The 25750-nt window shown below is 34.1% G+C and carries 24 protein-coding genes, 1 tRNA gene and 1 other RNA gene; 21 read left to right on the top strand and 5 right to left on the bottom strand.

Going from position 1 to position 25750, the window contains the following annotated elements:
* The first annotated feature begins 34 nt into the window (after positions 1 to 34).
* The 6 genes from trxB (at position 35) to BJG89_RS11195 (ending at position 5921) form a co-directional block, all read left to right on the top strand.
* Entirely contained in the window at positions 35 to 979 is a 945-nt protein-coding gene (trxB, locus tag BJG89_RS11220; protein WP_096810671.1) for a thioredoxin-disulfide reductase, read from the top strand.
* 374 nt (positions 980 to 1353) lie between these two features.
* Positions 1354 to 2280 (top strand): RNase adapter RapZ, encoded by a 927-nt coding sequence (rapZ, locus tag BJG89_RS11215; RefSeq protein WP_096810670.1) that lies wholly within the window; start codon positions 1354 to 1356, stop codon positions 2278 to 2280.
* A complete protein-coding gene (locus tag BJG89_RS11210) occupies positions 2267 to 3247 on the top strand; it encodes a gluconeogenesis factor YvcK family protein (protein ID WP_096810669.1) in 981 nt (326 codons plus the stop codon). Before rapZ ends, BJG89_RS11210 begins: the two co-directional genes overlap by 14 nt.
* A 47-nt stretch (positions 3248 to 3294) precedes the next feature.
* On the top strand, positions 3295 to 4239 hold the full coding sequence (gene whiA / locus BJG89_RS11205) for a DNA-binding protein WhiA (protein WP_096810668.1): 945 nt from the start codon (positions 3295 to 3297) through the stop codon (positions 4237 to 4239).
* A gap of 479 nt (positions 4240 to 4718) precedes the next feature.
* Complete coding sequence (locus BJG89_RS11200) at positions 4719 to 5564, top strand: YitT family protein (protein WP_096810667.1); 846 nt, start codon at positions 4719 to 4721, stop codon at positions 5562 to 5564.
* Positions 5565 to 5702: 138 nt separating this feature from the next.
* Positions 5703 to 5921 carry a hypothetical protein gene (locus BJG89_RS11195; RefSeq protein ID WP_096810666.1) on the top strand — a complete coding sequence of 73 codons (219 nt, stop codon included), beginning with the start codon at positions 5703 to 5705 and terminating at the stop codon, positions 5919 to 5921.
* Between the two features lie 285 nt (positions 5922 to 6206).
* On the opposite strand, the gene BJG89_RS11190 is transcribed toward BJG89_RS11195, so the two are convergent.
* Positions 6207 to 6278: transfer RNA gene (locus BJG89_RS11190), tRNA-Arg, on the bottom strand.
* 151 nt (positions 6279 to 6429) lie between these two features.
* Between BJG89_RS11190 and clpP the strand changes: the two genes are divergently transcribed.
* On the top strand, positions 6430 to 7014 hold the full coding sequence (gene clpP / locus BJG89_RS11185; protein WP_096810665.1) for an ATP-dependent Clp endopeptidase proteolytic subunit ClpP: 585 nt from the start codon (positions 6430 to 6432) through the stop codon (positions 7012 to 7014).
* Between the two features lie 509 nt (positions 7015 to 7523).
* Here the strand turns inward: clpP and BJG89_RS11180 are convergent.
* Together BJG89_RS11180 and BJG89_RS11175 are read right to left on the bottom strand one after the other, a co-directional pair.
* The gene (locus BJG89_RS11180; protein ID WP_096810664.1) at positions 7524 to 8420 is read right to left on the bottom strand and encodes a TIGR01777 family oxidoreductase; all 897 of its coding nucleotides are present in this window, start codon (positions 8418 to 8420) and stop codon (positions 7524 to 7526) included.
* Positions 8421 to 8788: 368 nt separating this feature from the next.
* A complete protein-coding gene (locus BJG89_RS11175) occupies positions 8789 to 8980 on the bottom strand; it encodes a hypothetical protein (protein WP_096810663.1) in 192 nt (63 codons plus the stop codon).
* A 276-nt stretch (positions 8981 to 9256) separates the two neighbouring features.
* On the opposite strand from BJG89_RS11175, the gene BJG89_RS11170 reads away from it, so the two are divergent.
* Entirely contained in the window at positions 9257 to 9943 is a 687-nt protein-coding gene (locus BJG89_RS11170) for a DUF4887 domain-containing protein (protein WP_096810662.1), read from the top strand.
* A 248-nt stretch (positions 9944 to 10191) separates the two neighbouring features.
* Here BJG89_RS11170 and BJG89_RS11165 read toward each other — a convergent pair whose 3' ends face one another.
* Positions 10192 to 10425: a hypothetical protein gene (locus BJG89_RS11165; RefSeq protein WP_232514181.1), complete on the bottom strand. Its 234-nt coding sequence runs from the start codon at positions 10423 to 10425 to the stop codon at positions 10192 to 10194.
* A 359-nt stretch (positions 10426 to 10784) separates the two neighbouring features.
* Here BJG89_RS11165 and BJG89_RS11160 point away from each other — a divergent pair, with 359 nt between their 5' ends.
* From BJG89_RS11160 to BJG89_RS11100, 13 genes are all read left to right on the top strand, one after another.
* Complete coding sequence (locus BJG89_RS11160; protein WP_096810660.1) at positions 10785 to 11813, top strand: sugar-binding transcriptional regulator; 1029 nt, start codon at positions 10785 to 10787, stop codon at positions 11811 to 11813.
* A 39-nt stretch (positions 11814 to 11852) separates the two neighbouring features.
* Complete coding sequence (gene gap, locus BJG89_RS11155) at positions 11853 to 12860, top strand: type I glyceraldehyde-3-phosphate dehydrogenase (protein WP_096810659.1); 1008 nt, start codon at positions 11853 to 11855, stop codon at positions 12858 to 12860.
* A 131-nt stretch (positions 12861 to 12991) separates the two neighbouring features.
* Entirely contained in the window at positions 12992 to 14182 is a 1191-nt protein-coding gene (locus tag BJG89_RS11150; protein WP_096810658.1) for a phosphoglycerate kinase, read from the top strand.
* 70 nt (positions 14183 to 14252) lie between these two features.
* Positions 14253 to 15014 carry a triose-phosphate isomerase gene (gene tpiA, locus BJG89_RS11145; RefSeq protein ID WP_096810657.1) on the top strand — a complete coding sequence of 254 codons (762 nt, stop codon included), beginning with the start codon at positions 14253 to 14255 and terminating at the stop codon, positions 15012 to 15014.
* 1 nt (position 15015) lies between these two features.
* Positions 15016 to 16533 carry a 2,3-bisphosphoglycerate-independent phosphoglycerate mutase gene (gene gpmI, locus BJG89_RS11140; RefSeq protein ID WP_096810656.1) on the top strand — a complete coding sequence of 506 codons (1518 nt, stop codon included), beginning with the start codon at positions 15016 to 15018 and terminating at the stop codon, positions 16531 to 16533.
* Positions 16534 to 16727: 194 nt separating this feature from the next.
* Positions 16728 to 18032 (top strand): surface-displayed alpha-enolase, encoded by a 1305-nt coding sequence (gene eno, locus BJG89_RS11135; protein ID WP_096810655.1) that lies wholly within the window; start codon positions 16728 to 16730, stop codon positions 18030 to 18032.
* A 646-nt stretch (positions 18033 to 18678) separates the two neighbouring features.
* Positions 18679 to 19140 carry a hypothetical protein gene (locus BJG89_RS11130; RefSeq protein WP_096810654.1) on the top strand — a complete coding sequence of 154 codons (462 nt, stop codon included), beginning with the start codon at positions 18679 to 18681 and terminating at the stop codon, positions 19138 to 19140.
* A gap of 68 nt (positions 19141 to 19208) precedes the next feature.
* Complete coding sequence (gene secG / locus BJG89_RS11125; protein WP_019469442.1) at positions 19209 to 19442, top strand: preprotein translocase subunit SecG; 234 nt, start codon at positions 19209 to 19211, stop codon at positions 19440 to 19442.
* 135 nt (positions 19443 to 19577) lie between these two features.
* Entirely contained in the window at positions 19578 to 20318 is a 741-nt protein-coding gene (locus tag BJG89_RS11120) for an alpha/beta hydrolase (protein WP_096810653.1), read from the top strand.
* Positions 20319 to 20353: 35 nt separating this feature from the next.
* Complete coding sequence (gene rnr / locus BJG89_RS11115) at positions 20354 to 22726, top strand: ribonuclease R (RefSeq protein ID WP_096810652.1); 2373 nt, start codon at positions 20354 to 20356, stop codon at positions 22724 to 22726.
* A gap of 22 nt (positions 22727 to 22748) precedes the next feature.
* Positions 22749 to 23213, top strand: coding sequence for an SsrA-binding protein SmpB (smpB, locus tag BJG89_RS11110; RefSeq protein ID WP_096810651.1), 465 nt, complete (start codon positions 22749 to 22751; stop codon positions 23211 to 23213).
* A 101-nt stretch (positions 23214 to 23314) separates the two neighbouring features.
* Positions 23315 to 23674, top strand: a transfer-messenger RNA (tmRNA) gene (gene ssrA, locus BJG89_RS11105).
* 188 nt (positions 23675 to 23862) lie between these two features.
* Positions 23863 to 24333, top strand: a complete 471-nt coding sequence (locus tag BJG89_RS11100) for a DinB family protein (protein ID WP_096810650.1) — start codon at positions 23863 to 23865, stop codon at positions 24331 to 24333.
* Positions 24334 to 24693: 360 nt separating this feature from the next.
* Here BJG89_RS11100 and BJG89_RS11095 read toward each other — a convergent pair whose 3' ends face one another.
* Complete coding sequence (locus BJG89_RS11095; RefSeq protein ID WP_096810649.1) at positions 24694 to 25653, bottom strand: thermonuclease family protein; 960 nt, start codon at positions 25651 to 25653, stop codon at positions 24694 to 24696.
* Positions 25654 to 25750: the final 97 nt, after the last annotated feature.

The following is a 25750-nucleotide window of genomic DNA, read 5'->3' as shown; positions in this document are numbered from 1 at the left end:
CATATAATGAATTAATAAATAGGAGGCAATTTAAATGGCTGAAACAGTGGATTTTGATGTTGCAATTGTAGGTGCAGGGCCAGCTGGCATGACTGCTGCCGTTTATGCATCGCGTGCAAATTTAAGTACAGTAATGATCGAACGCGGTATGCCAGGTGGACAAATGGCAAATACAGAAGAAGTTGAGAACTTTCCTGGTTTTGAAATGATAACTGGGCCTGATTTATCAACTAAAATGTTCGAACATGCGAAAAAATTTGGCGCAAAATATCAATATGGCGATATCAAATCAATCGAAGATAAAGGTTCATATAAAGTTATTAACCTTGGTAACAGTGAAGTTACGGCGCGCGCAGTAATTATTTCAACTGGTGCAGAATATAAAAAAATCGGTGTACCTGGTGAACAAGAACTAGGTGGCCGTGGCGTGAGTTATTGTGCTGTATGTGATGGTGCATTCTTCAAAAACAAAAAATTATTTGTTATCGGAGGCGGAGACTCTGCAGTTGAAGAAGGTACATTCCTTACAAAATTCGCTGACAGTGTAACGATTGTTCACCGTAGAGATGAATTACGTGCTCAAAAAATATTACAAGATCGCGCTTTTAAAAATGATAAAATCGATTTTATTTGGAGTCATACACTTAAAACAATTAATGAAAAAGATGGTAAAGTAGGCTCAGTAACATTGGAATCAACTAAAGATGGCGCTGAGCAAACATTCGATGCTGACGGGGTATTCGTATATATCGGTATGAAACCATTAACAACTCCGTTTGAAAATTTAGGTATTACAAATGAAGTAGGCTATATTGTAACAAATGAAGATATGAGTACTAAAATACCTGGTGTTTATGCTGCAGGCGATGTGCGTGCGAAAGGCTTACGTCAAATCGTAACTGCAACAGGCGATGGAAGTATTGCTGCACAAAGTGCAATTTCATATATTGAAGAACTTAAAGACGCTATAGAAGCATAACTTTAAAGCACACGCTTTTAGAGTGATGAGAGATTACTTTATCTATAGGTACTGACATAGCTAGAATGCCTGACTTACATTATTCATGTAAGTTGAGGCGTTCTAGCTTTTTTACATAGAAAAATGATAATAAAATGCTATAAGCTTATTTAATTCACATTATTTTTTGTTATCAATTCGTGATTAAATCAACGATTAATAGTAAAATTTGTTTGCTAAGTGATAAAACTACTACCGAAGTCCTTTTTCATGTAAAATATAATATGATAGCATAGTGGTCATAAATGACCATAATAAAAAGTTAACTTTTTGATTTAAAGCAAATAAACGACAAATTGGAATATTTAAAAATAATTTTTGGATGGTGTAAAGCAATGCAACGAGAAGAAAAGGAAGTAACTAAAAGTGAATTATTAGTGGTAACTGGTTTGTCAGGTGCGGGTAAGTCTGTAGTAATTCAAAGTTTAGAAGATATTGGTTATTTTTGTGTAGATAATTTGCCACCGATATTATTACCGAAATTTGTAGAATTGATGGGGCAAGGAAATCCTTCGTTGCAAAAGGTAGCTATTGCCATTGATTTAAGAGGAAAGGAACTTTTTAAATCCCTAATTAAAGAAATAGATCAAATAAAAAGCAATTCAGATATTATTGTTGATATGATGTTTTTAGAAGCATCCAATGAAAAATTAATTTCTCGTTATAAAGAAACAAGACGTGCACATCCATTAAATGAACAAGGACAGCGATCGTTGCTTGAAGCAATTGAGGAAGAACGTAATTTATTAACTGAGATTCAAAGCCTAGCCAATTACACAATTGATACGTCATCAATGAAACCCAAAGAGCTTCGAAAGCGTATTGGAGACTATTTTAATCAAAGTAACTACCAAACGTTTAATATCAATGTGACGAGTTTTGGCTTTAAACACGGTATCCCAATGGATGCAGACTTATTGTTTGACGTAAGGTTTTTACCCAATCCGCATTATGTGGATGAATTAAGACCATTAACAGGTGACGATGAAGCGGTGTATAATTATGTTATGAAGTGGAAAACGACAAATATTTTTTATGAAAAATTAATGGATTTATTGAAATTTATGATACCAGGTTATAAAAAAGAAGGTAAATCACAACTTGTGATTGCTATTGGTTGTACTGGTGGCCAACACCGTTCTGTAGCTTTAGCTAAACGGATTAGCACAGAACTAAATGAAAATTTTGACTATAATGTATATGTGCGTCATCGAGATGCTCATATTGAAAGTGGCGTGAAGCAAAAAAATGAAGAGAATTAAACTTGTACTTATTGGTGGCGGTACAGGTTTATCTGTTTTAGCACGTGGATTAAAAGATTTTCCAATTGATATTACGGCTATTGTCACTGTTGCTGATGATGGTGGTAGTACCGGGAAAATCAGAAGTGAAATGGATATACCTGCGCCAGGAGATATACGAAACGTAATTTCAGCATTAAGTGACTCTGAAACAACAATTGAAAGATTGTTCCAATATCGTTTTAAAGAAAATCAAGTTGAAGGACATTCATTAGGCAATTTGTTAATTGCTGCACTAACGAATATGAATGACGATTTTGGACATGCAGTAAAAGAATTAAGTAAAATTTTAAATATTAGAGGCCGTGTTATACCATCTACAAATTCGAGTGTAAGTTTAAATGCTGTGATGGAAGATGGTGAAATGGTTTACGGCGAATCCAATATACCTAAAATGAATAAGAAAATTAAGCGTGTATTCTTAGAACCAGAAGATGTAGAACCTATGGAAGAAGCTGTTGAAGCAATCGAAGAAGCAGATTTAATCGTACTAGGACCTGGTTCATTATATACAAGCGTGATTTCTAATTTATGCGTAAAAGGTATCGCCGAATCGTTATTAAAATGTAATGCACCTCAATTATATGTATCTAACGTCATGACCCAACCAGGTGAGACTAACCGTTACACTGCGGTAGATCATGTTAATGCAATACATAATCACATGGGGCGTAATTGTATTAATTATGCCATATGTAGTACACAGAATTTTACTGCTGATGTCCTAAAACGATATAAAGAAGATGGTGCTGAACCAGTTAAATGTAATATGAGTGATATGGAAGCACAAAATATAAAAGTTTTTACACATCCTAATTTAGTAGAAGTATCCCAAGAAAACTATGTTAGACATAATACCGAAGTCTTGTCTAAAATGATTTATGAGATTGCAATGAGAGAGACGGATACAATAGAATTTAAGCGATAAAAAGATAACCTAAGCGTTAAACTTAGATAAGAAAGGACTGAAGCAGTATGAGCTTTGCATCGGAAATGAAAAATGAACTCACTAGAATCGAAGTAGATGAAACAAATGCAAAAGCAGAGCTCAGTGCGCTCATACGTATGAATGGTGCACTCAGTCTTTCCAACCAACAATTTGTTATTAATGTGCAAACTGAAAATGCTACAACAGCAAGACGTATATACTCGTTAATAAAAAAAGTGTTTAATGTTGAAGTGGAGCTACTTGTAAGAAAGAAAATGAAATTAAAAAAGAATAATATTTATATTTGTAGAATTAAAGCGCGTGCTAAAGAAATATTAGATGAGCTAGGTATCCTGAAAAATGGAGTTTTTACACATGAAATCGACGCTTCTATGATTCGCGAGGATGAAATGAAAAGAAGCTATCTGCGCGGGGCGTTTTTGGCTGGTGGTTCCGTTAATAACCCCGAGACTTCTTCTTATCATTTGGAAATATTTTCATTATATGAGGATCATTCAGAAGGTATTACGAATCTAATGAATGCATATGAACTCAACGCGAAACACTTAGAACGTAAAAAAGGTAGTATAGCTTATTTAAAAGAAGCTGAAAAAATTTCAGATTTCTTAAGTCTCATTGGCGGTTATCAAGCCTTACTGAAATTTGAAGATGTACGCATTGTTAGAGATATGAGAAATTCTGTTAATAGGTTGGTCAACTGTGAGACTGCTAACCTAAATAAAACAGTTAGTGCGGCAATGAAACAAGTAGAAAGTATTCAATTAATAGATCAAGAAATCGGTTTAGATAACCTACCTGATAGACTACGTGAAATAGCTAAGTTAAGAATAGAGCATCAAGAAATTTCGCTTAAAGAATTAGGTGAAATGATGTCGTCAGGCGCCATTTCAAAATCTGGTGTAAATCATCGTTTAAGAAAACTAAATGAAATTGCCGATAAAATACGTAGTGGTGAAACGATAGAATTATAACATTTTGACTATGCGTGACGACAGAATTTACCATGAGTGGAATACATCAATTTTAGAAATTGCAAAAATAGCATTGATAAATATAACACATTAATATTATAATAATTGAATTAGTTTTTGTGTGAATAAAGCTTTCATGTAGATTAATATGTAAGCTTCATATACACTTTGGTAGTAATTATCTGGAATGACGATACACGCATATTTAACTTAAAAAACGATTGGTTCTATAAAGTACCACTTTGCCATTTTATTGAGTTAGTGATACTTATGCATGCGCCCATCTCATATAAGATGCATAAGAAAATGAGCAGTTCTTAGGCAAGCGTTTTAATTTGTGTGTTTTTCTAGCTAATAGTGCCAGGGGCGGGATAATGTTATCTTTTTTGGATAAAAGATTTCTATTCCGCTCTCTTTTTAATATAATCCATACTATATTTAAATAGTAATTTATTTTCGAAGAGATTAGGGGTGAATGAATGTCAGCATTTATCAAAAAACACTACAAAAATATTATCTTATGCTTGCTGGGGACATTTATTAATGCGATAGGTGTAAACTGCTTCCTACTTGGATCAGATTTAGGTGATGGTGGTACGGTAGGTATATCACTTTCCTTACTGTATGCCTTTGGTTTATCCCCTGCGTGGACGTCATTAATAATAAATACTATTGTCGTTTTTATTGGTTGGAAATTTTTAAGTAAAATGGTTGCTATTTATACAGTGGTTTCAAATACTGCATTGTCTTTCTTTTTACATTTAACTGAAAATATTAATCTCGGTATCGATAATTTTGTTATTAACTCGGTCTTTGGTGGTGCCATCATCGGTATTGGTGCTGGTTTAGTTATCTCAACAGGTAGTACACTTGGAGGCACATCTGTAATTGCTAAAATCATTAGTAAATACACAGAAATGAAAACATCACAAGGTATTTTTATATTAGATGCCATCGTTGTTTTATCATTTTTAATGGTGTTGCCATTGAAACACGTGTTATTTACAATTATTATGCTGTTCATCACTGAGCGCGCAACGTCATTTATAATTGAAGGTTTCAACCCTAAAAAAGGCGTGACAATTATTTCTAGTAAGAATGAAGTAATCAGTGATAAAATTAATACCTTTACTGGTCGAGGATCAACGCTCTTAACCGGGAAAGGTGGCTATGCTAAGACAGATACAACCATGCTATATGTAGTTGTACCCCAGTCTCAAGTAACGAGAGTGAAAAAACTCGTACACGAAGAAGACGAAAACGCCTTTCTCGTTATCCACGATGTGCGAGATGTTTTAGGTAGTACATTTATTAACGTGAAATAAAAAGGTGAAATTTTTGTATTCATTTGTTCAGCAATGCAACATAAAGTGATTTTTCTATTTGACAAGAGCGTCTGTATTGCATCAAGGCGTAATTAGTTGGATAATTATATTTATAATGATTATATAGGATGACTATGGATGAATGATATTTTTAAATTTATAATCGAAGCTAACGATGGTAATGCCTTCTGTGAATATGTAGAGAATGTATGGGAAATAGACCCGGCACTAGCTTTAAAAAGATTTGAAACAGCAATTAAAAGACATCATTATTTTTATTTAAAAGATAGTGATAGATATATTAATGTTAATAATATCATGTCAATAAAAGTAGAAATTGTGAGGAAAGCTGATTAAATTGGCCAAACCAAAATAAAAAAGAATGATGTAATTTAAAATAATTCATACCATAAAATATGATTCTATCCACTATTTCCAAGTTTTCTAAAGCTATAAAATATATTATCTGCTAAGCAATAGGAGTGGCTGTGGAGTTAAAAGAATCGTTTATTTGTATAATAAGTTAAGAATTTTACGAAGATGCGCAGCTAAAACGTATGATAATGAAAAGCATAATATTACCGGTATCACAGTATTATAATCCATTGTGATATCGGTAATATTAAATAGCCTATACTTAAGTCCCCTCGAAGGGAATCGAACCCCTATCCTAAGAACCGGAATCTTATGTGTTATCCATTACACTACGAGGGGATAAATAACAATAATATTAGTGTACAAATCAAATGAGGAATGGTCAACAATAATATTTTAGGTTTGTTGAAAATCCAAGCGTTATTTTTTGACCATATTTGACTTTTAGGTTAAAATAAATTTATCAGTTAGAAATAAGGAGGCAATATTAATGAATTTAATACCTACAGTAATTGAAACTACAAACCGTGGGGAACGTGCTTATGACATTTACTCACGTTTATTAAAAGACCGTATTATTATGTTAGGTTCACAAATCGACGATAATGTAGCTAACTCTATCGTATCACAATTATTATTCTTACAAGCGCAAGATGCTGAAAAAGATATTTATCTTTATATCAATTCTCCAGGTGGTAGTGTAACTGCCGGATTTGCGATTTATGATACAATCCAACACATTAAACCAGATGTACAAACGATTTGTATTGGTATGGCAGCGTCAATGGGTTCATTCTTACTTTCCGCAGGCGCGAAAGGTAAACGTTTCGCGTTACCGAATGCTGAAGTAATGATTCACCAACCACTAGGCGGTGCCCAAGGTCAAGCAACTGAAATTGAAATTGCCGCTAACCATATTTTAAAAACACGTGCTAAATTAAATAAAATTTTAGCTGAACGTACTGGTCAATCAATTGAACAAATTGAAAAAGATACTGACCGTGATAATTTCTTATCAGCTGAAGAAGCTAAAGAATATGGCTTAATTGATCAAGTAATGATACCAGAATCATAATAATTTATTTTATAAATAAATGAGTGAAAAAGACGAGTCACATTGTTGCGCTAATCCTTTCCTATGTATGTTTAACAATAGTAGTGGATTAGCCATACGTGACTCGTCTTTTTTAAAACATAATCAATTTTGGAAGAGATTGGGCATGAACAATATCTCGGCTTTGAATATTATTTAGACAGTAACAGTATAGAATCAAAAGCATTTCAATTTTTATGTTTTTTACTTAATCTTCTTAACCAAGGAGGAAGTGACAAAAATTATTTCCGACACGTGTTCTTTCTATCCCACTTCCTAACATTGTTTCGGGTGACACAGTTTGTTTTTACAAAATAATATTAAAGCAATAACCAGTGTTAACAAACCTAAAATGAACAAAGTAATTGAAATTATAATTATTATTAATGATTGTTCCAATGCAAAGACACTATTCAATATGAGTAATAGACCTGCAATAAATAATAAAATTTGCGAAAAACGATCATGTTTCATAGTTACTTTTTACCTTCCTACTGGACTAAGTTTTCAAGTGCAAGTTTTAGGTTTGGATATTTAAATTTAAAGTCTATCGCTTGTAATTTATTAGGTAGTACTTTTTGAGTATCGAGAATAACCGTAGACATTTCTCCTAAGACTAATCTAAGAGCTAACGAGGGCACCCAAGTATAATGTGGTCGATGTACTTCTCTTGCTAACGTGTAACCGAACATGTTCTGATGCTCTGCCATAGGTGATGTAAAATTATATACACCAGACGCTTTATCGTTGTTTATCGTATATAATATACCTCTTGTTAAATCTTCTATGTGAATCCAAGAATACCATTGTCTGCCTGTCCCAATTTTTCCACCTACATTTAAGTCATAGGGTAACTTCATTAGTGGCAAAGCACCCCCTTCACTTGATAGAACCATACCAAATCTGCCAATAATCACGCGTGTACCTAATGTTTCGAATTGACATGCAAGTCGTTCCCATTGATAAACGACTTCTGATAAGAAATCAAATGGGAGTGTTTGATATAATTCAGTGTAAGTACGTGTTAAGTCAGGTCTATAATAACCAACCGCACTCGCGTTAAAGAATATAGATGGTTTTTGTTGTCTGTTTTTAAAGAGGTCGAACAATGCTTGAGTAGCTTGTAAGCGGCTTAACATAATGTTTTGTTTGTGCGAAGCAGTCCATCGTTTATTTAAACTCGCACCAGCTAAATTGATTACAATATCAATATCTGGAATTTTATCTTCCCAATTCGGTTCCGACCAATTTACATATGTGATTTTAGGATGTGATGTTGAAAGTGATTGTCTTGTTAAAATGGTTATATGTGAGTCGCTTTGTTTAATAGCGTTAACGAGTTGAGTGCCTACTAGACCTGTACCGCCTGTTATTAGATAGTGTTTCATTTTATCACCTCATAGAATTGTAATGTTAAGCATTGCTAACATTAAAAGTAGATCAATCTTTTAGATTTGAAAGACAAAATTTATTCGAATTTTGTTCAAGAATATGTCATTTACTTCCTTATAGATGTATTTAAAATCAAATGATATGTCGTTATAATAAAGGTACCTTCGATATTAATTAATCATCTCTTAATTATTTCGAGTATACCCCATAATATACTAGCGAAGGTAAAATTTTGACTCCCTTTAGTAGAGGCCTATGCGCGTAGCGTGTAGGCCTATTTAATTTATACTTGTAAAATTAAATAATCAGATGGATAATGAATCATCTTATTGGAAGTATTCACATACAAGTGAATCACTTCATATTATAAAATAAATAGTTTAATAATGCCAAAAGCAATAAAAAGTAAGAAAACAGTTAATATGAAAAATTTGTAACGTGCCCTTATTTGCAATTTAGAATCGTCATAATCATTTTCGGTCATCATATGACGTAAGCCTTTGGGTTTCGACTGGTGGTCTTGGTTAATATTATTAAATAAGTCTTGTTTATTCATAATCTAGTCACATCCTGTTATGATTAGGGTATAGTAAAATAATTTAATAAAAGTGTTGAACCACCAGCTCAAATTAGATTACTATTAAATTAAAGCACATAATATAAAGCACATTATATATAGTTTACTATAGTTATGCCGACAAAGTAACAACCGTATTAAAATGAAGTTAATATGGTTGTTTAATAAAAGAAATGGTGTAAAATATAGTTCTGATATAAAATTAAAAGCCATTATAAAATAATGAGTTGATATAAGCTGAAGTGAGGGGAGCATATGCCTAAACATAATCAAAATAATGATTTTGATGAAAAAGACAAGAAAAAAATGAGTGGTCTTGCAAAAATTATAAGCGGCGTCATTGTCCTATTACTCATAGGCGGTTTGATTTTCGCAATTTTTGCCTTTGTAGACCATTCGAATAAAGCCAATGAACGTTTAGCAGATCAAAAGCAAGAAGAAAAAGACAAGAAAAAAGAGAAAACGAAAGAACAAAAGGATAAGCAAACTGAAGAATCAACTGAAGAAACACAACAGACACAGCAATCCCAACAAACACAACAAACACAACAAACACAACAAACACAACAAACACAGCAAGTTCCTCAAACCCAACAGACGCAACAATCCCAAACACAAGAAAGAAGAACGACTGAAGAGGACAACTCACCTGAAAAAACAAAAGAACCAAGTACGACGGAAGAACAATCTACTGAAGAAAAAACAACAGAAGAACGATCAACAGAAGAGAAAACAAATGAACCGTCAACAGAAGAGAAAACAACAGAAGAACGAACATCTGAGCCATCAACAGAGGAACAAACCTCTCAACCGTCAACAGAAGAAAAAACAAGCGAACCTTCTACACAACAACGAAGTGCTCAAGAAAATACAGAACAACGCTCTACCCAAAATAATAATTCAAATTCAGAAGATAGTTCACAATCATCAGAGGATGATTAAAATTGAAGCATGTTACTTTGAAAGAAGTGCTTTATATTTTTATTCCAGTCCACTACTGTTAATACAATATTCAAGGCTGTAACATAATGATGTTTCAGCCTTTTTTATGCGACTTGGGTAATAAATGCAAAGCACCAACACCTCTCAAATGATTGAGTTAGCAGTATTTATGCAAGCAGTTGGTTGATCTAATCAGTTCATATTTTAGAAATGAAAACGTATTGAATTTATATGTACAATTTCATGTTTTAGAATAATAAACTAACTAAATATGAAATTAATGAAAATAAAAGTATGAGTGAAACACAACCCCCAAGGCAACCAAATGGTCCTAGGTGACAGCCTACTTGTCTATTATAGTTAAATGATTGATAACGATTTTTATGGGATGGGTTTTTGTTTTGTTTAAAATAGTCGTCATCTTTATAGCGCTTATCGTCTGGATCTATCACTTCCGGATGTTTATCATTAGCCACGTGCATCCCTCCCTTCTAAAATATGAACTATTTTTATATTTATTTTAATCGTATTAAGGGACTGATTCAATGAAACCCACATCGTAAATGAAATTACTTAATCTGATAGCTTTTATATTATATTTAAAATAATAATGAGAAAATGATTAATGAAAACCTTAAAGGGTAATTTATAGTATATAAAGAGAAATAAGACAACTTAGATTAGCTTCTATTAATGGATAAGTATTTCTCTTGCTTTTTTAAATATATAGTAGTATTATTGCAAATATAAGAGGTTATATTTTTTTGTCCCACCAGGGACGTAAAAAGTCAATCTATGGTTAGAACCTGACCCTTGAATATAGAAACGGAGGAGGATAGTAGTGAAAGACTTGATAAAGATTCAACAAAAATTAGTGCCAGAACTTGTTGAAAAAATGTATCGTCGTTTTTCGATTCTCACTACTATTGCTCAATATCAACCCGTAGGTAGACGTAGTTTAAGCGAATATATGAATTTAACTGAGAGGGTACTTCGTTCTGAGACTGATGTATTGAAGAAACAGGAACTAATTAAAGTCAAACCTACAGGTATGGAAATAACGGATGCTGGCGAAGCGACCATCCGTCAATTAAACAGTTATTTTAATGTTTACTCAGACGACCATCAACTTGCACAAGTTATCAAGGAAAAATACGGCATCAAAGATGTCTATGTTATTCCAGGTGATTCAGATACTGACAAAGCAGTTAAAATTGAACTGTCGAAACAGGCTGGACAACTCGTTGAAGACGTATTGTATGACCACGCAACTGTTGCAGTAACAGGCGGTTCTACAATGGCGTACGTAAGTGAAGCCATGCATCATCAACCTTATGATGTATTTTTTGTACCTGCACGAGGTGGCCTTGGTGAAAATGTTGTATACCAAGCGAATACTATTGCAGCAAGTATGGCGCAGCAGACTGATGGCGATTATACAACGCTATACGTTCCAGATAATGTAAGTGAAACCACTTATAACACACTTATGTTAGAACCATCAGTCATACACACCTTAGAGAAAATTAGAGAAGCTAATATTACAATCCACGGCATTGGTGATGCGCTGAAGATGGCGCGAAGACGTCAATCACCTAGTGAAGTTATTGAAAAACTTCAACATCACAATGCCTCGGGAGAAGCATTTGGATATTATTTCGACGAACAAGGGCAAATCGTTCACAAAGTTAAAACGATTGGACTTCAATTAGAAGATCTTGTTTCGAAAAAGTTTATCTTTGCCGTAGCTGGGGGTAAATCAAAAGGAGAAGCTATTAAAGCTTACCTCTCGATTGCGCCTAAAAATACTGTGTTAATTACAGATGAGGGTGCGGCAAGCGTTATCGTTAACAATAGTAATAAAAAGTGATTCCACTTTTTAAATATCATTTTAAAGGAGGCCATTATAATGGCAGTTAAAGTAGCAATTAATGGTTTTGGTAGAATTGGTCGTCTAGCATTCAGAAGAATTCAAGACGTAGAAGGAATCGATGTTGTAGCAGTAAACGACTTAACAGATGATGAAATGTTAGCTCATTTATTAAAATATGACACTACACAAGGTCGCTTCACAGGAGAAGTTGAAGTTGAAGAAGACGGTTTCCGCGTTAACGGATTAGAAGTTAAATCATTCTCAGAACCAGATCCAAGTAAACTACCTTGGGGAGACTTAGATATCGATGTAGTATTAGAATGTACTGGTTTATTCACAGAAAAAGAAAAAGCAGAAGCGCACATCAACGCAGGTGCTAAAAAAGTATTAATCTCTGCACCAGCTAAAGGTGACTTGAAAACAATTGTATACAACACTAACCACGATACTTTAGATGGTTCTGAAGAAGTTGTTTCAGGTGCTTCATGTACTACTAACTCATTAGCTCCAGTTGCTAAAGTGTTAAATGATGAATTCGGTTTAATCGAAGGCTTCATGACTACAATCCACGCATACACTGGTGACCAAAGTACACAAGATGCGCCTCATAGAAAAGGTGACAAACGTCGTGCACGTGCAGCTGCTGAAAACATTATCCCTAACTCAACAGGTGCTGCTAAAGCTATCGGCCTAGTAATCCCTGAAATTGATGGTAAATTAGACGGTGGAGCGCAACGTGTTCCAGTTGCAACTGGTTCATTAACTGAATTAACAGTTGTATTAGAACAAAATGTAAACATCGAAGACGTAAATAAGGCAATGAAAAATGCATCAAACGAATCATTCGGCTACACTGAAGACGAAATCGTTTCTTCTGATGTAATCGGCATGACTTATGGCTCATTATTCGATGCGACACAAACTCGTGTTATGACAGTTGGCGACCGTCAATTAGTTAAAGTAGCAGCTTGGTACGATAACGAAATGTCATACACTTCACAATTAGTTCGTACACTAGACTATTTAGCTAGCCACGCTAAATAAGGTGACGTTAACTTAAATTTAGCAAGCATTAGCATTGTTAAATTGAATTAATAAGCTTAGGAGTAAGCGGGGAGCTCAACGCTTCTCCGCTTATTTTTACTTTATTCATTCATTTAAAGGAGGAAGATTTTATGGCAAAAAAAATTGTATCTGACTTAGAGTTAAAAGGTAAAACTGTACTTGTCCGTGCGGATTTTAACGTACCGATGAAAGATGGAGAAATTACTGACGACAATCGCATTGTCCAAGCTTTACCAACAATTAAATATATTGTTGAACAAGGTGGGAAAGTCGTATTATTCTCTCATTTAGGTAAAGTTAAAGAAGAAAGTGATAAAGCAGAATTGACTTTAAAACCAGTAGCTAATGCATTAGCTGAAAAACTAAATAAAGACGTTGTATTTGTTCCTGAAACACGCGGCGAGCAACTAGAACAATCTATTAAAGGTTTAAATGAAGGCGACGTACTTTTAGTAGAAAATACACGTTTTGAAGATTTAGATGGTAAAAAAGAATCTAAAAATGACCCTGAATTAGGTAAATATTGGGCATCACTTGGCGATGTGTTCGTAAATGATGCATTTGGAACTGCACATCGTGAACATGCTTCTAACGTAGGCATTGCAGCTCACTTAGAAACTGTTGCAGGTTACTTAATGGAGAAAGAAATTAGATATATAGGTGGCGTCGTAGAAAACCCTGATAAACCTGTAGTTGCAATTCTTGGTGGCGCTAAAGTTTCAGATAAAATTGGCGTCATTACTAACTTATTGAAAATTGCAGACAAAGTACTTATCGGTGGCGGTATGTCATACACATTCTTTAAAGCACAAGGTAAAGAAATTGGTTTATCATTATTAGAAGAAGATAAAGTTGACTTTGCTAAAGAATTACTAGAAAAATCTGGTGATCAAATTGTTTTACCTGTTGATTGTAAAGTGGCGAAAGAATTTTCAAATGACGCGGTAATTACAGAAGTTTCTGTAGATGATATCCCTGCAGATCAAGAAGCAATGGATGTAGGTCCAAAAACAGTGGAACTATTCAAAGAACAATTACAAGGTGCGCATACAGTGGTGTGGAATGGACCTATGGGTGTATTTGAATTTAGTAACTTTGCTAAAGGTACAATTGGTGTTTGTGAAGCAATCGCTGAAATGAAAGATGCGAACACAATCATCGGTGGTGGCGACTCAGCTGCAGCAGCTATTTCGCTAGGATACGCTGATGATTTCAGTCACATTTCAACAGGCGGTGGCGCATCATTAGAATATCTTGAAGGTAAAGAATTACCAGGTGTCGTTGCGATTGCTAATAAATAATCGTTTGGTTAAAAAAGCTAGACATGGTTAAACAGAAATTAATCATAATTTACTAATAGGAGTGTATATAATGAGAAAACCAATTATTGCGGGTAACTGGAAAATGAATAAAACAGTTCAAGAAGCTAAAGATTTTATTAACGAATTACCAGCATTACCAGATACAAAAGAGGTAGAATCAGTAATTTGTGCTCCAACAATTCAATTAGACGCTTTAGTTACATTGGTTAATGAAGGAAAAGCACAAGGTTTACAAATTGGTGCGCAAAACGCATTCTATGAAGATAATGGTGCTTTCACTGGTGAAACATCACCAGTAGCATTAGCTGACTTAGGTGTAAAATATGTGGTCATTGGACACTCAGAACGTCGTGAAATTTTCCACGAAACTGACGAAGATATTAATAAAAAAGCACATGCTGTATTCACTCATGGTATGACACCAATTATTTGTGTTGGTGAAACTGATGAAGAACGCGAAAGTGGAAAAGCTAACGAAATTGTCAGCAATCAAGTGAAAAAAGCAGTTGAAGGCTTATCAGATGAACAATTAAAACAAGTGGTAATTGCTTATGAACCGATTTGGGCAATCGGTACTGGTAAATCTTCTACTGCAACAGACGCAAACGAAATGTGTGCATTTGTAAGAGAAACAATTGCTGACTTATCAGGCCAAGCAGTTGCCGATGCAACACGTATTCAATATGGCGGTAGTGTAAAACCTAACAACATTAAAGAATACATGGCAGAATCAGACATTGATGGCGCATTAGTAGGCGGCGCGTCACTTAAAGTGGATGATTTTGTACAATTGTTAGAAGGTGCAAAATAATATGGCTAAACAACCAACTGCATTAATTATTTTAGATGGTTTTGCAAACAGAGCAAGCGAACACGGTAATGCTGTAAAACTAGCTAATAAACCTAACTTTGACCGTTATTATAGTAAGTATCCAACAACACAAATTGAAGCAAGTGGTTTGGATGTTGGACTCCCTGAAGGTCAAATGGGTAATTCAGAAGTTGGACATATGAATATCGGCGCTGGACGAATTGTTTATCAAAGTTTAACACGCATCAATAAATCTATTGAAGATGGCGACTTCTTTGAAAACGATGTATTAAACAACGCCATTCAACACACAAAAAGTAATGATTCAGCGCTCCATATCTTTGGTTTATTATCAGATGGTGGCGTACACAGTCATTATAAACATTTATTCGCTTTACTTGAATTAGCTAAAAAGCAAGGTGTCGAAAAAGTTTATGTTCACGCATTCTTAGATGGACGCGATGTAGATCAAAAATCAGCATTAAAATATATCGAAGAAACTGAAACTAAATTTAATGAACTAGGCATCGGTCAATTCGCTTCTGTATCTGGACGCTATTATGCAATGGACCGTGATAAACGTTGGGATAGAGAAGAAAAAGCTTATAATGCAATTCGTAACTTTGGCGGAGAAACATTTGATTCAGCTAAAGCTGGCGTGGAAGCAAACTATGCTAAAGACTTAACTGATGAATTTGTTGAACCATTCATTGTTAAAGACCAAAATAACGGTGTAAACGATGGAGACGCAGTTATCTTTTATAATTTCCGTCCTGACAGAGCTGGACAATTGTCTGAAATCTTTACAGATAAAGCATTTGAAGGCTTTAAAGTCGAGCAAGTAAATGACTTATTCTATGCAACGTTTACAAAATACAACGATAATGTTGACGCAGAAATTGTATTTGAAAAAGTAGATTTAACAAATACAATTGGTGAAGTTGCACAAGATAATGGTCTCAAACAATTACGTATTGCTGAGACAGAAAAATTCCCACATGTAACTTATTTTATGAGCGGGGGTCGCAATGATGAATTTGAAGGTGAACGTCGTCGTTTAATTGATTCACCTAAAGTTGCAACTTATGACCTTAAACCAGAAATGAGTGCTTATGAAGTCAAAGACGCACTTATTGAAGAGTTAGATAAAGGTGATTTAGATTTAATCCTATTAAACTTTGCTAATCCTGATATGGTTGGTCATAGCGGTATGCTTGAACCAACAATTAAAGCGATTGAAGCAGTTGATGAATGTCTAGGTGAAGTTGTAGACAAAATCATTGATATGGGCGGTCATGCGATTGTTACAGCTGACCATGGTAACTCGGATATGGTGTTGACTGACGATGAACAACCAATGACAACACATACAACGAACCCAGTACCAGTTATTGTTACTAAAGAAGGCGCAGATTTACGCGAAACAGGACGTCTTGGTGATTTAGCACCAACATTATTAGATTTGTTAAACGTAAAGCAGCCCGAAGACATGACTGGTGAATCATTAATTAAACATTAATACAATGCGAAAATTTAAATGATTGCTTAGTAAAAAGTATAACAACGTGTCATATGTTATAAAATGTTTGTAAAACGTATGGCACGCAAAATTAAAAGAAAATAATTAAATTATTTGTATTTATAGCATTTATGGCTATAATGAAGATGAAATTTAATATTTCTAAACTACTTATTAAAAAGGAGATTACAAACATGCCAATTATTACAGATGTTTACGCTCGCGAAGTCCTTGACTCACGTGGTAACCCAACAGTTGAAGTAGAAGTATTAACTGAAAGTGGCGCATTTGGTCGTACACTTGTACCATCAGGTGCGTCTACTGGTGAACACGAAGCGGTAGAATTACGTGACGGAGACAAATCACGTTATTTAGGTAAAGGTGTAACTAAAGCAGTTGAAAATGTTAACGAAATTATTGCACCAGAATTAGTTGAAGGTGAGTTTTCAGTATTAGAACAAGTTTCTATTGATAAAATGATGATTCAATTAGATGGCACTGAAAACAAAGGTAAATTAGGTGCGAACGCTATTCTTGGTGTTTCTATTGCAGTAGCTCGTGCAGCAGCTGATTTATTAGGCCAACCACTTTATAAATATTTAGGTGGATTCAACGGTAAACAATTACCAGTTCCAATGATGAACATTGTAAATGGTGGTTCTCACTCTGATGCGCCAATCGCATTCCAAGAGTTTATGATCTTGCCAGTTGGTGCTGAAACATTTAAAGAATCATTGCGTTGGGGAGCAGAAATCTTCCACAACTTAAAATCAATCCTTAAAAACCGTGGTTTAGAAACAGCAGTAGGCGACGAAGGTGGTTTCGCTCCTAAATTTGAAGGCACTGAAGATGCTGTAGAAACTATTTTAGAAGCGATTAAAGCAGTTGGCTTAGAGCCTGGTAAAGATGTATTCTTAGGTTTTGACTGTGCTTCATCAGAATTCTTTGAAGACGGCGTTTACAACTACGCTAAATTTGAAGGTGAAAATGGTTCTAAACTTACTGCAGAACAACAAGTTGACTACTTAGAAGAATTAGTTAACAAATATCCAATCATCTCAATTGAAGATGGTATGGATGAAAATGACTGGGATGGTTGGAAAGTATTAACTGATCGTATCGGTGATAAAGTTCAATTAGTCGGTGACGATTTATTCGTTACAAACACTGTTAAATTATCAGAAGGTATTGAAAAAGGTATTGGTAACTCTATCTTAATCAAAGTTAACCAAATTGGTACATTAACTGAGACATTTGATGCTATTGAAATGGCTCAAAAAGCTGGTTATACAGCAGTTGTATCCCACCGTTCTGGTGAAACTGAAGATACTACAATCTCTGATATTGCAGTGGCTACAAATGCTGGTCAAATCAAAACTGGTTCATTATCAAGAACAGATCGTATTGCTAAATACAATCAATTATTACGTATTGAAGATGAATTATTCGAAACAGGCAAATTTGACGGTATCAAATCATTTTACAACTTAGATAAATAATATTTATCTTAAATAAAGAGTTCACGCGCTAACACGCAAGTCATTTGACTTGCGTGTTTTTTTAAAGCCCCACTTCTCAAATTATTGAGTTAGTGGGGCTTATGCAATGGCAAAGCTATTGTAAACAGCGAAAGAACTTGCTCAATTGAAAATTGAGCTTAGTAGGACTTATGCAATAGCAAGGCTATTGTAACCAATGAAAGAACTTGCTCAATTTATTGAGTTAATGATATTTATGTATGAGTTTTAGCTCAAATAAATCCTTTATCCCTTTCAATCTAGTCATCTTTGCCGGGATGGGAGACGAAATCTTTTTTAATAAATTAGATTTCTGCCCCCTTCGTAGTAGAGCTTACGCAATAGTCAAGTTATTGCATAAGAGAAAAGTTTGAGTAGGGAGGAAATTAATTGTCCCTGCCAATAATCATTAATGTGGCAGTAATTTAAAGTCTCGTTCCCTTTTGTGCATACAGTTTATAGATATAAGTGGATGAATGTTTGTATCCTCAGTTTTATGTGGTATCCAAAGTAAAAAATATTACGAGTGCATATGATTTTAGTTTACTTATTTACTTAATTTGTTCATCTTTGTTAGTGAAACTGATATAATTAGTAGTGTAAATTATAGAAGGAGCATGGACTGATTATGAATGCAAAACCTGAAACAAAAGAAGTTAGAACTGGTCATTTGATTGCTTACAGTTCATTAATCATTGCGATTCTTTATGCAATACATTTATTTCTCATTTTAGACGATAGTGTAGTGAAGCAACTGTTAATAAATAGTAAACAAAAACCTTCCGAAAATGCTATTGGTGTTATAAAAAACAGTTTTCAATTTACAGGTGTTATGTATGTAATAGCCAATTTAACGGGGGTTATTGCAATTTGGAACAGGCATACATACTTGTGGTGGTTTATGTTTGCAGTATTCGCTTCACAAATTCTATATAACTTAGTTAATATCAACGCAGTTTTCGAAGCAATATTAGATGTCAAATCAATGGTGAATATCTTACCGTTAACAATAGTATTGATTATGTCATTCGTCTTAGCAGTTTACATGTTAGTCGTGTCTATCAAGCGTAAAAGTACTTTTAATAGATAGAAGTTTGCTAAACAAGTTAAACGTGTGATATAATGCGGTGCGTATATAATGAATGGAGGACAATTTTTATGCATACATTTTTCATGATCATTTTAATATTAGATTGTATTGCATTAGTGACTGTTGTATTACTCCAAGAAGGTAAAAGTAATGGACTATCAGGTGCGATAAGCGGTGGCGCCGAACAGTTATTTGGTAAACAAAAACAACGTGGCGTTGATTTATTCTTGCATAGATTAACAATTGTATTGTCTGTCATTTTCTTCTTGTTAATGTTAGGCATAAGTTATTTTGGTTTATAAGGTCCGACAATGTTAAAGTCGGGCTTTTTTATTTATAATAGTATTATCCGACTTTTTAAATGATTAAATTTAGGGAATATATTTTGAGTATGATTCATATTAAATCAATTGCTAGGACGAAAGGGTTGAACCACGATGCAAATTAAATTACCAGAGCCATTCTTTTTTGAAGAAGGCAATCGTGCTGTATTACTTTTACACGGTTTTACAGGAAATTCTTCAGATGTAAGACAATTAGGTAGATTCTTACAGAAAAAAGGTTATACATCTTACGCACCACAATATGATGGTCATGCTGCACCACCCGAAGAAATATTGCAATCAAGTCCATTTGCGTGGTATAAAGATGCGATAGACGGGTACCAATTTCTTGTGGATAAAGGATATGATGAAATCGTTGTAGCAGGTTTATCTCTAGGCGGTTGCTATGCGTTAAAAATAAGCTTAGACAGAGATGTAAAGGGTATTATAACAATGTGTACGCCTATGCATATCAAGACAGAAGGCGCAATGTTTGATGGTGTTTTAGAGTATGCCCGTAATTTTAAAAAATACGAGGGAAAAGATGAAGCTACAATTGAAAAAGAAATGGATGTATTTCACCCCACAGACACTTTAAAAGATTTACAAGAACAAATTCAAAGTGTAAGAGACCAAGTAGACGAAGTGATGGATCCTTTACTCGTTATACAAGGTGAACAAGATCAAATGATTAATACCGATTCTGCAAACATTATATACAATGAGAGCGAATCAGATGAGAAAGATATTAAATGGTATGCGAATTCAGGACATGTCATCACAATAGATAAAGAAAAAGAAACAGTTTTTGAAGATATATACCAATATTTAGAATCATTAGATTGGTCAAAATAAATTTATAGTATTTAATTATAGAAAGGAGGGGCATAATGAATTTAAAGCAATCCATTGAAGAAATTATCAAACAACCAGATTATGAACCCATGTCTGTATCTGATTTTCAAGATGCATTAGGTTTAAACAGTGCCGACTCATTTAGAGACTTAATCAAGGTGCTCGTTGAATTAGAACAAACCGGGTTAATTCAACGTACAAAGACAGATAGGTACCAACGTAAGGGATCTAAAAAATCAAAACAATCCGAATTAATTAGAGGAACATTAAGCCAAAATAAAAAGGGCTTTGCGTTTTTACGTCCAGAAGATGGTGATACAGATGATATCTTTATCCCACCAACTAAGATTAATCGTGCAATGGATGGAGACACTGTACTTGTCGAATTACAACACTCTAAGGGTGAACATAAAGGTAAACTTGAAGGAGAAGTTAAATCAATTGAGAAACACTCCGTCACTCAAGTCGTAGGTACGTATAGTGAAGCAAGACACTTTGGTTTTGTACTACCCGACGATAAACGTATCATGCAAGATGTATTTATTCCGAAAGGTCATAACCTAGGCGCTGTAGATGGACATAAAGTATTAGTACAGATTACTAAATATGCAGATGGCACAGATAATCCAGAAGGACAAGTTTCAGCTATTTTAGGCCATAAAAACGATCCAGGCGTAGATATTTTATCTATCATCTATCAACATGGTATCGAAATTGAATTTCCAGATAAAGTGTTAGAAGAAGCTGAAGCAGTACCAGATGAGATTAAACCATCTGAAATAGAAGGTCGTCGTGATTTAAGAGATGAACTAACGATTACGATTGACGGTGCAGATGCTAAAGACTTGGACGATGCAATTAGTGTGAAAAAACTAGAGAACGGTCATACACAATTAACAGTCAGCATTGCAGATGTCAGTTACTATGTAACAGAAGGCTCAGCGCTAAATGAAGAAGCATACGATCGTGCAACGAGTGTTTATTTAGTGGATCGCGTAATCCCTATGATTCCACATCGACTCAGTAACGGCATCTGTTCATTAAATCCAAATGTAGATAGATTAACATTAAGTTGCCAGATGGAGTTAGATGAACGTGGCGATGTCGTTAATCATGAAATCTTTGATAGTGTCATTCACTCAAATTATCGTATGACTTACGATGAAGTAAACGAAATTATTACAGATCAAAATAAAGAGACGCGCGATAAATATAACGAAGTGACACCAATGCTTGATTTAGCAAAAGATTTATCTGAACGCTTAATCAATATGAGAAAATGCCGCGGTGAAATAGATTTCGATATCAGTGAAGCAAAAGTACTTGTAAATGAAGAAGGTATACCTACTGATGTTGAATTAAGAGAACGTGGCGAAGGCGAACGTCTTATTGAATCATTTATGTTAGCTGCCAATGAAACAATAGCAGAACATTTTGATCGTTTAGATGTACCGTTCATATATCGTGTACACGAACAACCTAAATCAGAACGTCTACGTCAATTCTTTGATTTTATTACTAATTTTGGAATAATGATCAAAGGTACTGGCGAAGAAATTCACCCATCTACTTTACAAAAAATCCAACAAGAAGTAGAAGGTCAACCGGAACAAATGGTCATTTCTACTATGATGTTACGGTCAATGCAACAAGCACGTTATGATGATGTTAATTTAGGGCATTTTGGCTTATCTGCCGAGCACTATACACACTTTACATCGCCTATACGTAGATACCCAGATTTAATAGTTCATAGACTCATCCGTAAATATCTTGTTGATAAAACGATGGATGATAAAGAACTTAACAAATGGGAAGAACTGCTACCAGAAATTGCAGACCATACATCTCAAAGAGAACGTAGAGCGATTGAAGCAGAACGTGACACAGATGAATTGAAGAAAGCAGAATACATGGTTCAACATATTGGAGAAGAATATGAAGGTATCATTAGTTCTGTAGCTAATTTTGGTATGTTTATTGAATTGCCAAACACCATTGAGGGCATGGTACACGTATCAGACATGACAGATGACTACTATAACTTCGATGAACGTCAAATGGCAATGATAGGTGAACGACAAGCTAAAGTATTCCGCATTGGCGATCCCGTTAATATTAAAGTAGTTAATGTCGATGTAGATGAACGCATGATTGATTTTCAAATCGTCGGTATGCCGTTACCTAGAAAAGAACGTAGCCAACGACCTTCACGTGGTAAGACAATCCAAGCTAAACCACTTGGTAAGTCACTAGATAAATCCAATGACGATAAAAAAGGTAAGAAAAAACAACGTAAAGGTAAAAATCAGCGAAATAAAAACAAACAAGCTAGTGGCAATACAAAACATAAACCATTTTATAAAGATAAAAAGGTTAAAAATAAAGCTCGTAAGAAGAAAAAATAATTCAACAAAGAGGTGAAACTCAATGCCAAAGAAAAAATCACCAGGAACGTTAGCTGAAAATCGTAAAGCAAGACATGATTTTAATATTGAAGATACGGTTGAAGCGGGCATTGTGTTAAAAGGGACGGAAATCAAGTCCATTCGTCGTGGCAGTGCAAACCTTAAAGATAGCTATGCGCAAGTAAATCGTGGCGAAATATTTTTAAACAATATGCACATTGCTCCATATGAAGAAGGTAATCGATTTAACCATGACCCTCGTCGTTCACGTAAACTCCTATTACACAAACGTGAAATATTGAAATTAGGCGAACGTACAAGAGAAATTGGTTACTCAATTATCCCTTTAAAACTCTATTTAAAACACGGTCAATGTAAAGTCTTACTTGGCGTTGCAAGAGGTAAGAAAAGACATGATAAACGTCAAGCATTGAAAGAAAAAGCAATGAAACGTGATGTAGATAGAGCACTTAAAGCGCGTTATTAAGCGAAAATATTGCTAAAGACACCGATCTTTGGTAATATAATATGTGCTTTCTGAAAAAGATGTATAGTTTAAAGTCTGCAGAAAGTACATTATATTATTAGGGGGACGTTTTTGGATTCGACAGGGGTCCCCGAGCTGGTTAAGCGTGTCGGAGGGTTGTCTCCGCACCAACACACACAGTTAAAAATTAACTGACAAATCAAACAATAATTTCGCAGTAGCTGCGTAATAGCACTCTGCATCGCCTAACTGCATTTCCTATGTGCAGTTAACGCGATTCAACTTTAATAGGATACGCTAGGCACTGCCGCTTGAAGTCTGCCTAGAAGAGATTAACCAAGCTAGTACAATGTCGGCTGTCTATCACCTAACATTGTGCGAAATGCCTTGATAGACTACACACGTAGAAAGATTAGTATCAGGATCTCTGGACGCGGGTTCGAATCCCGCCGTCTCCATTACAGAGCTCTCAGCCCAAGTGGTTGAGAGCTTTTTTTATTGCCATGGTATTAACACAGATTTGCCTTGCTTATAAAAAAGTACGTTACAAATTTGTAGTTATTACTTTGTGATAAATAAACATAAATGATATTGTTTTAACCCTAGAATGTATTTAATATCAAATATTTCAAATGAGGAGTTATAAAAAATGATTAAAGAGCAAATCCAAGCTTCATATAATTTATTAAAAAAGCATATAAGAGACATAGATGAGGAAATAGCTACTTATCAACCAAACGTTGCTAATAATAATATCAAATGGCAATTAGGTCATTTAATTTTATTGAATGATTTTTTAGTATTTGAAACTATTAATGGGGAAAATGTTTTAGATCAAACGCCTGCAAAATATTTTTTGTGGGGAACATCACCAAAAGATTTTGATGGTTATGAACCTTCTTTTACCGAACTAAAAAAATTATTAGATGAACAAATTGATAGAATTCTTAATGCTTTAGAAAAACAATTAAAGAAAGATAGAAATGAACCAATTGTACTTAAAGATGTAGACGTTTATATGGAAAATTTTAATCAATCTATACATTTTGCTATTATTCATACTAATCGACACTTTGGTCAAATTGTATTATTAAAATCTATGATTAATAAATTAAATTAAAAACCGCTGCCCAACATTAGGCAGTGACTATAAACATTTTATAATTTTTGCATATTCAGATACAAATGACTATATTGTGAATTTATTTCATCAATAAAAATGGCCTAATCTGTGCGTAATTATGATAAGGTTAACGCTTGGTGTTAATTCTATAATCAATTTTCACGTACGTTATTTATAAAATCAAATTCAATCTTTTCAGCGATGCTCATCAGTTCTTATAGACGTCTTGCTCAAATCTAAAATAAATTTAAACGCCTAACTTTCATTACACCTATTTATCATTTTTAATAAAAAGTCTAATTTTTGCAATTCTGAAACAGATAAAAAATAGGACATCATCACGATGCCCTTTGAAAATTAACTCACTTCACATGCATAGCCATCTTTATCTCTATCGTGTTTTGGCTCATATGCAGGATGATCTTGTGGAACGCCTTCTGGATAAACCTGACGTAGCGCTGTACAATTTGGGAAAGTTGTAGTATTTTCAGTTGTTGAATTGGTATTATCTTCGGTGTCGTCATTAAAATTATTACTTGAAGTAGGGTCGGAATTAGAATTGTTTTCTGTCTTTGCTTGATTTTGAGTATTGTTTTGTTCTTCAAATGCAGAATTTAAACTCCAAATGCCTATTTTTTCTGATTTTGCTTGTTCTTGTGAATTTTCTAACTCTGTCAAATATCTAGTATTTGGAGGGTAAACGTAAGCTACTTTTGCTAAACCTTCTCTTACTAATATATTATTTAACATGTCTCCATCTACATATATGTAAGTTAAATTTCTTCCGTATTTATCTTGCTTTTCTCCAACATCAAATTCTACTTCTATTTTTTCAGCATTATTTAGTAACTCTGCGGTTCTATCTGAGGCTTCTTGGCCAAATGGTTGCTTGTCTACGCTTGGGTGTTTAGTTTCAGGTGTGTCAATTAGTAAAAATCTAAAAGATGTTTTGGTTTCTTCATATATAAATTTAGCAGTATCACCATCAACAGTAGAGGCTAATTCAACTGGTATCTTATCCGTAGTGCCCGGTTTAGGTTTGTTTTCTTTTTTGTCTTCACTTTTCTGTTGATCATTTTTCGTTTCAGATTGATCTTCATCATTTGAAGATTTTAAAGTTGTTTTATCTTCAGATTCTTTAGAGTTTTCATTTTTAGTAATTTCTTTTTGTTTGTTTTCTTCTTTATTCTCCCCTTTTTCAGCTTCTTTTGATGATGATTGGTTTTCCTTCTTATCTTCTAATTTACTTTGTTCTTTATCACCACATGCAGATAAAACCAAAAAACTTGCTAATAATAAAAATAGTAATTTTTTCATATGTATCTCCTCTAAATTATATTTGTATAAAATTATTGTACTATACTAAAAAATAATTAGTAAGAATAATTATAATATTATTTGAAATGTTAATTAT

This window comes from Staphylococcus nepalensis, from assembly GCF_002442935.1.
Taxonomy (GTDB): domain Bacteria; phylum Bacillota; class Bacilli; order Staphylococcales; family Staphylococcaceae; genus Staphylococcus; species Staphylococcus nepalensis.
Note: the sequence above shows the minus strand (reverse complement) of the source record. Positions and strands in the feature narration are given on the sequence as shown.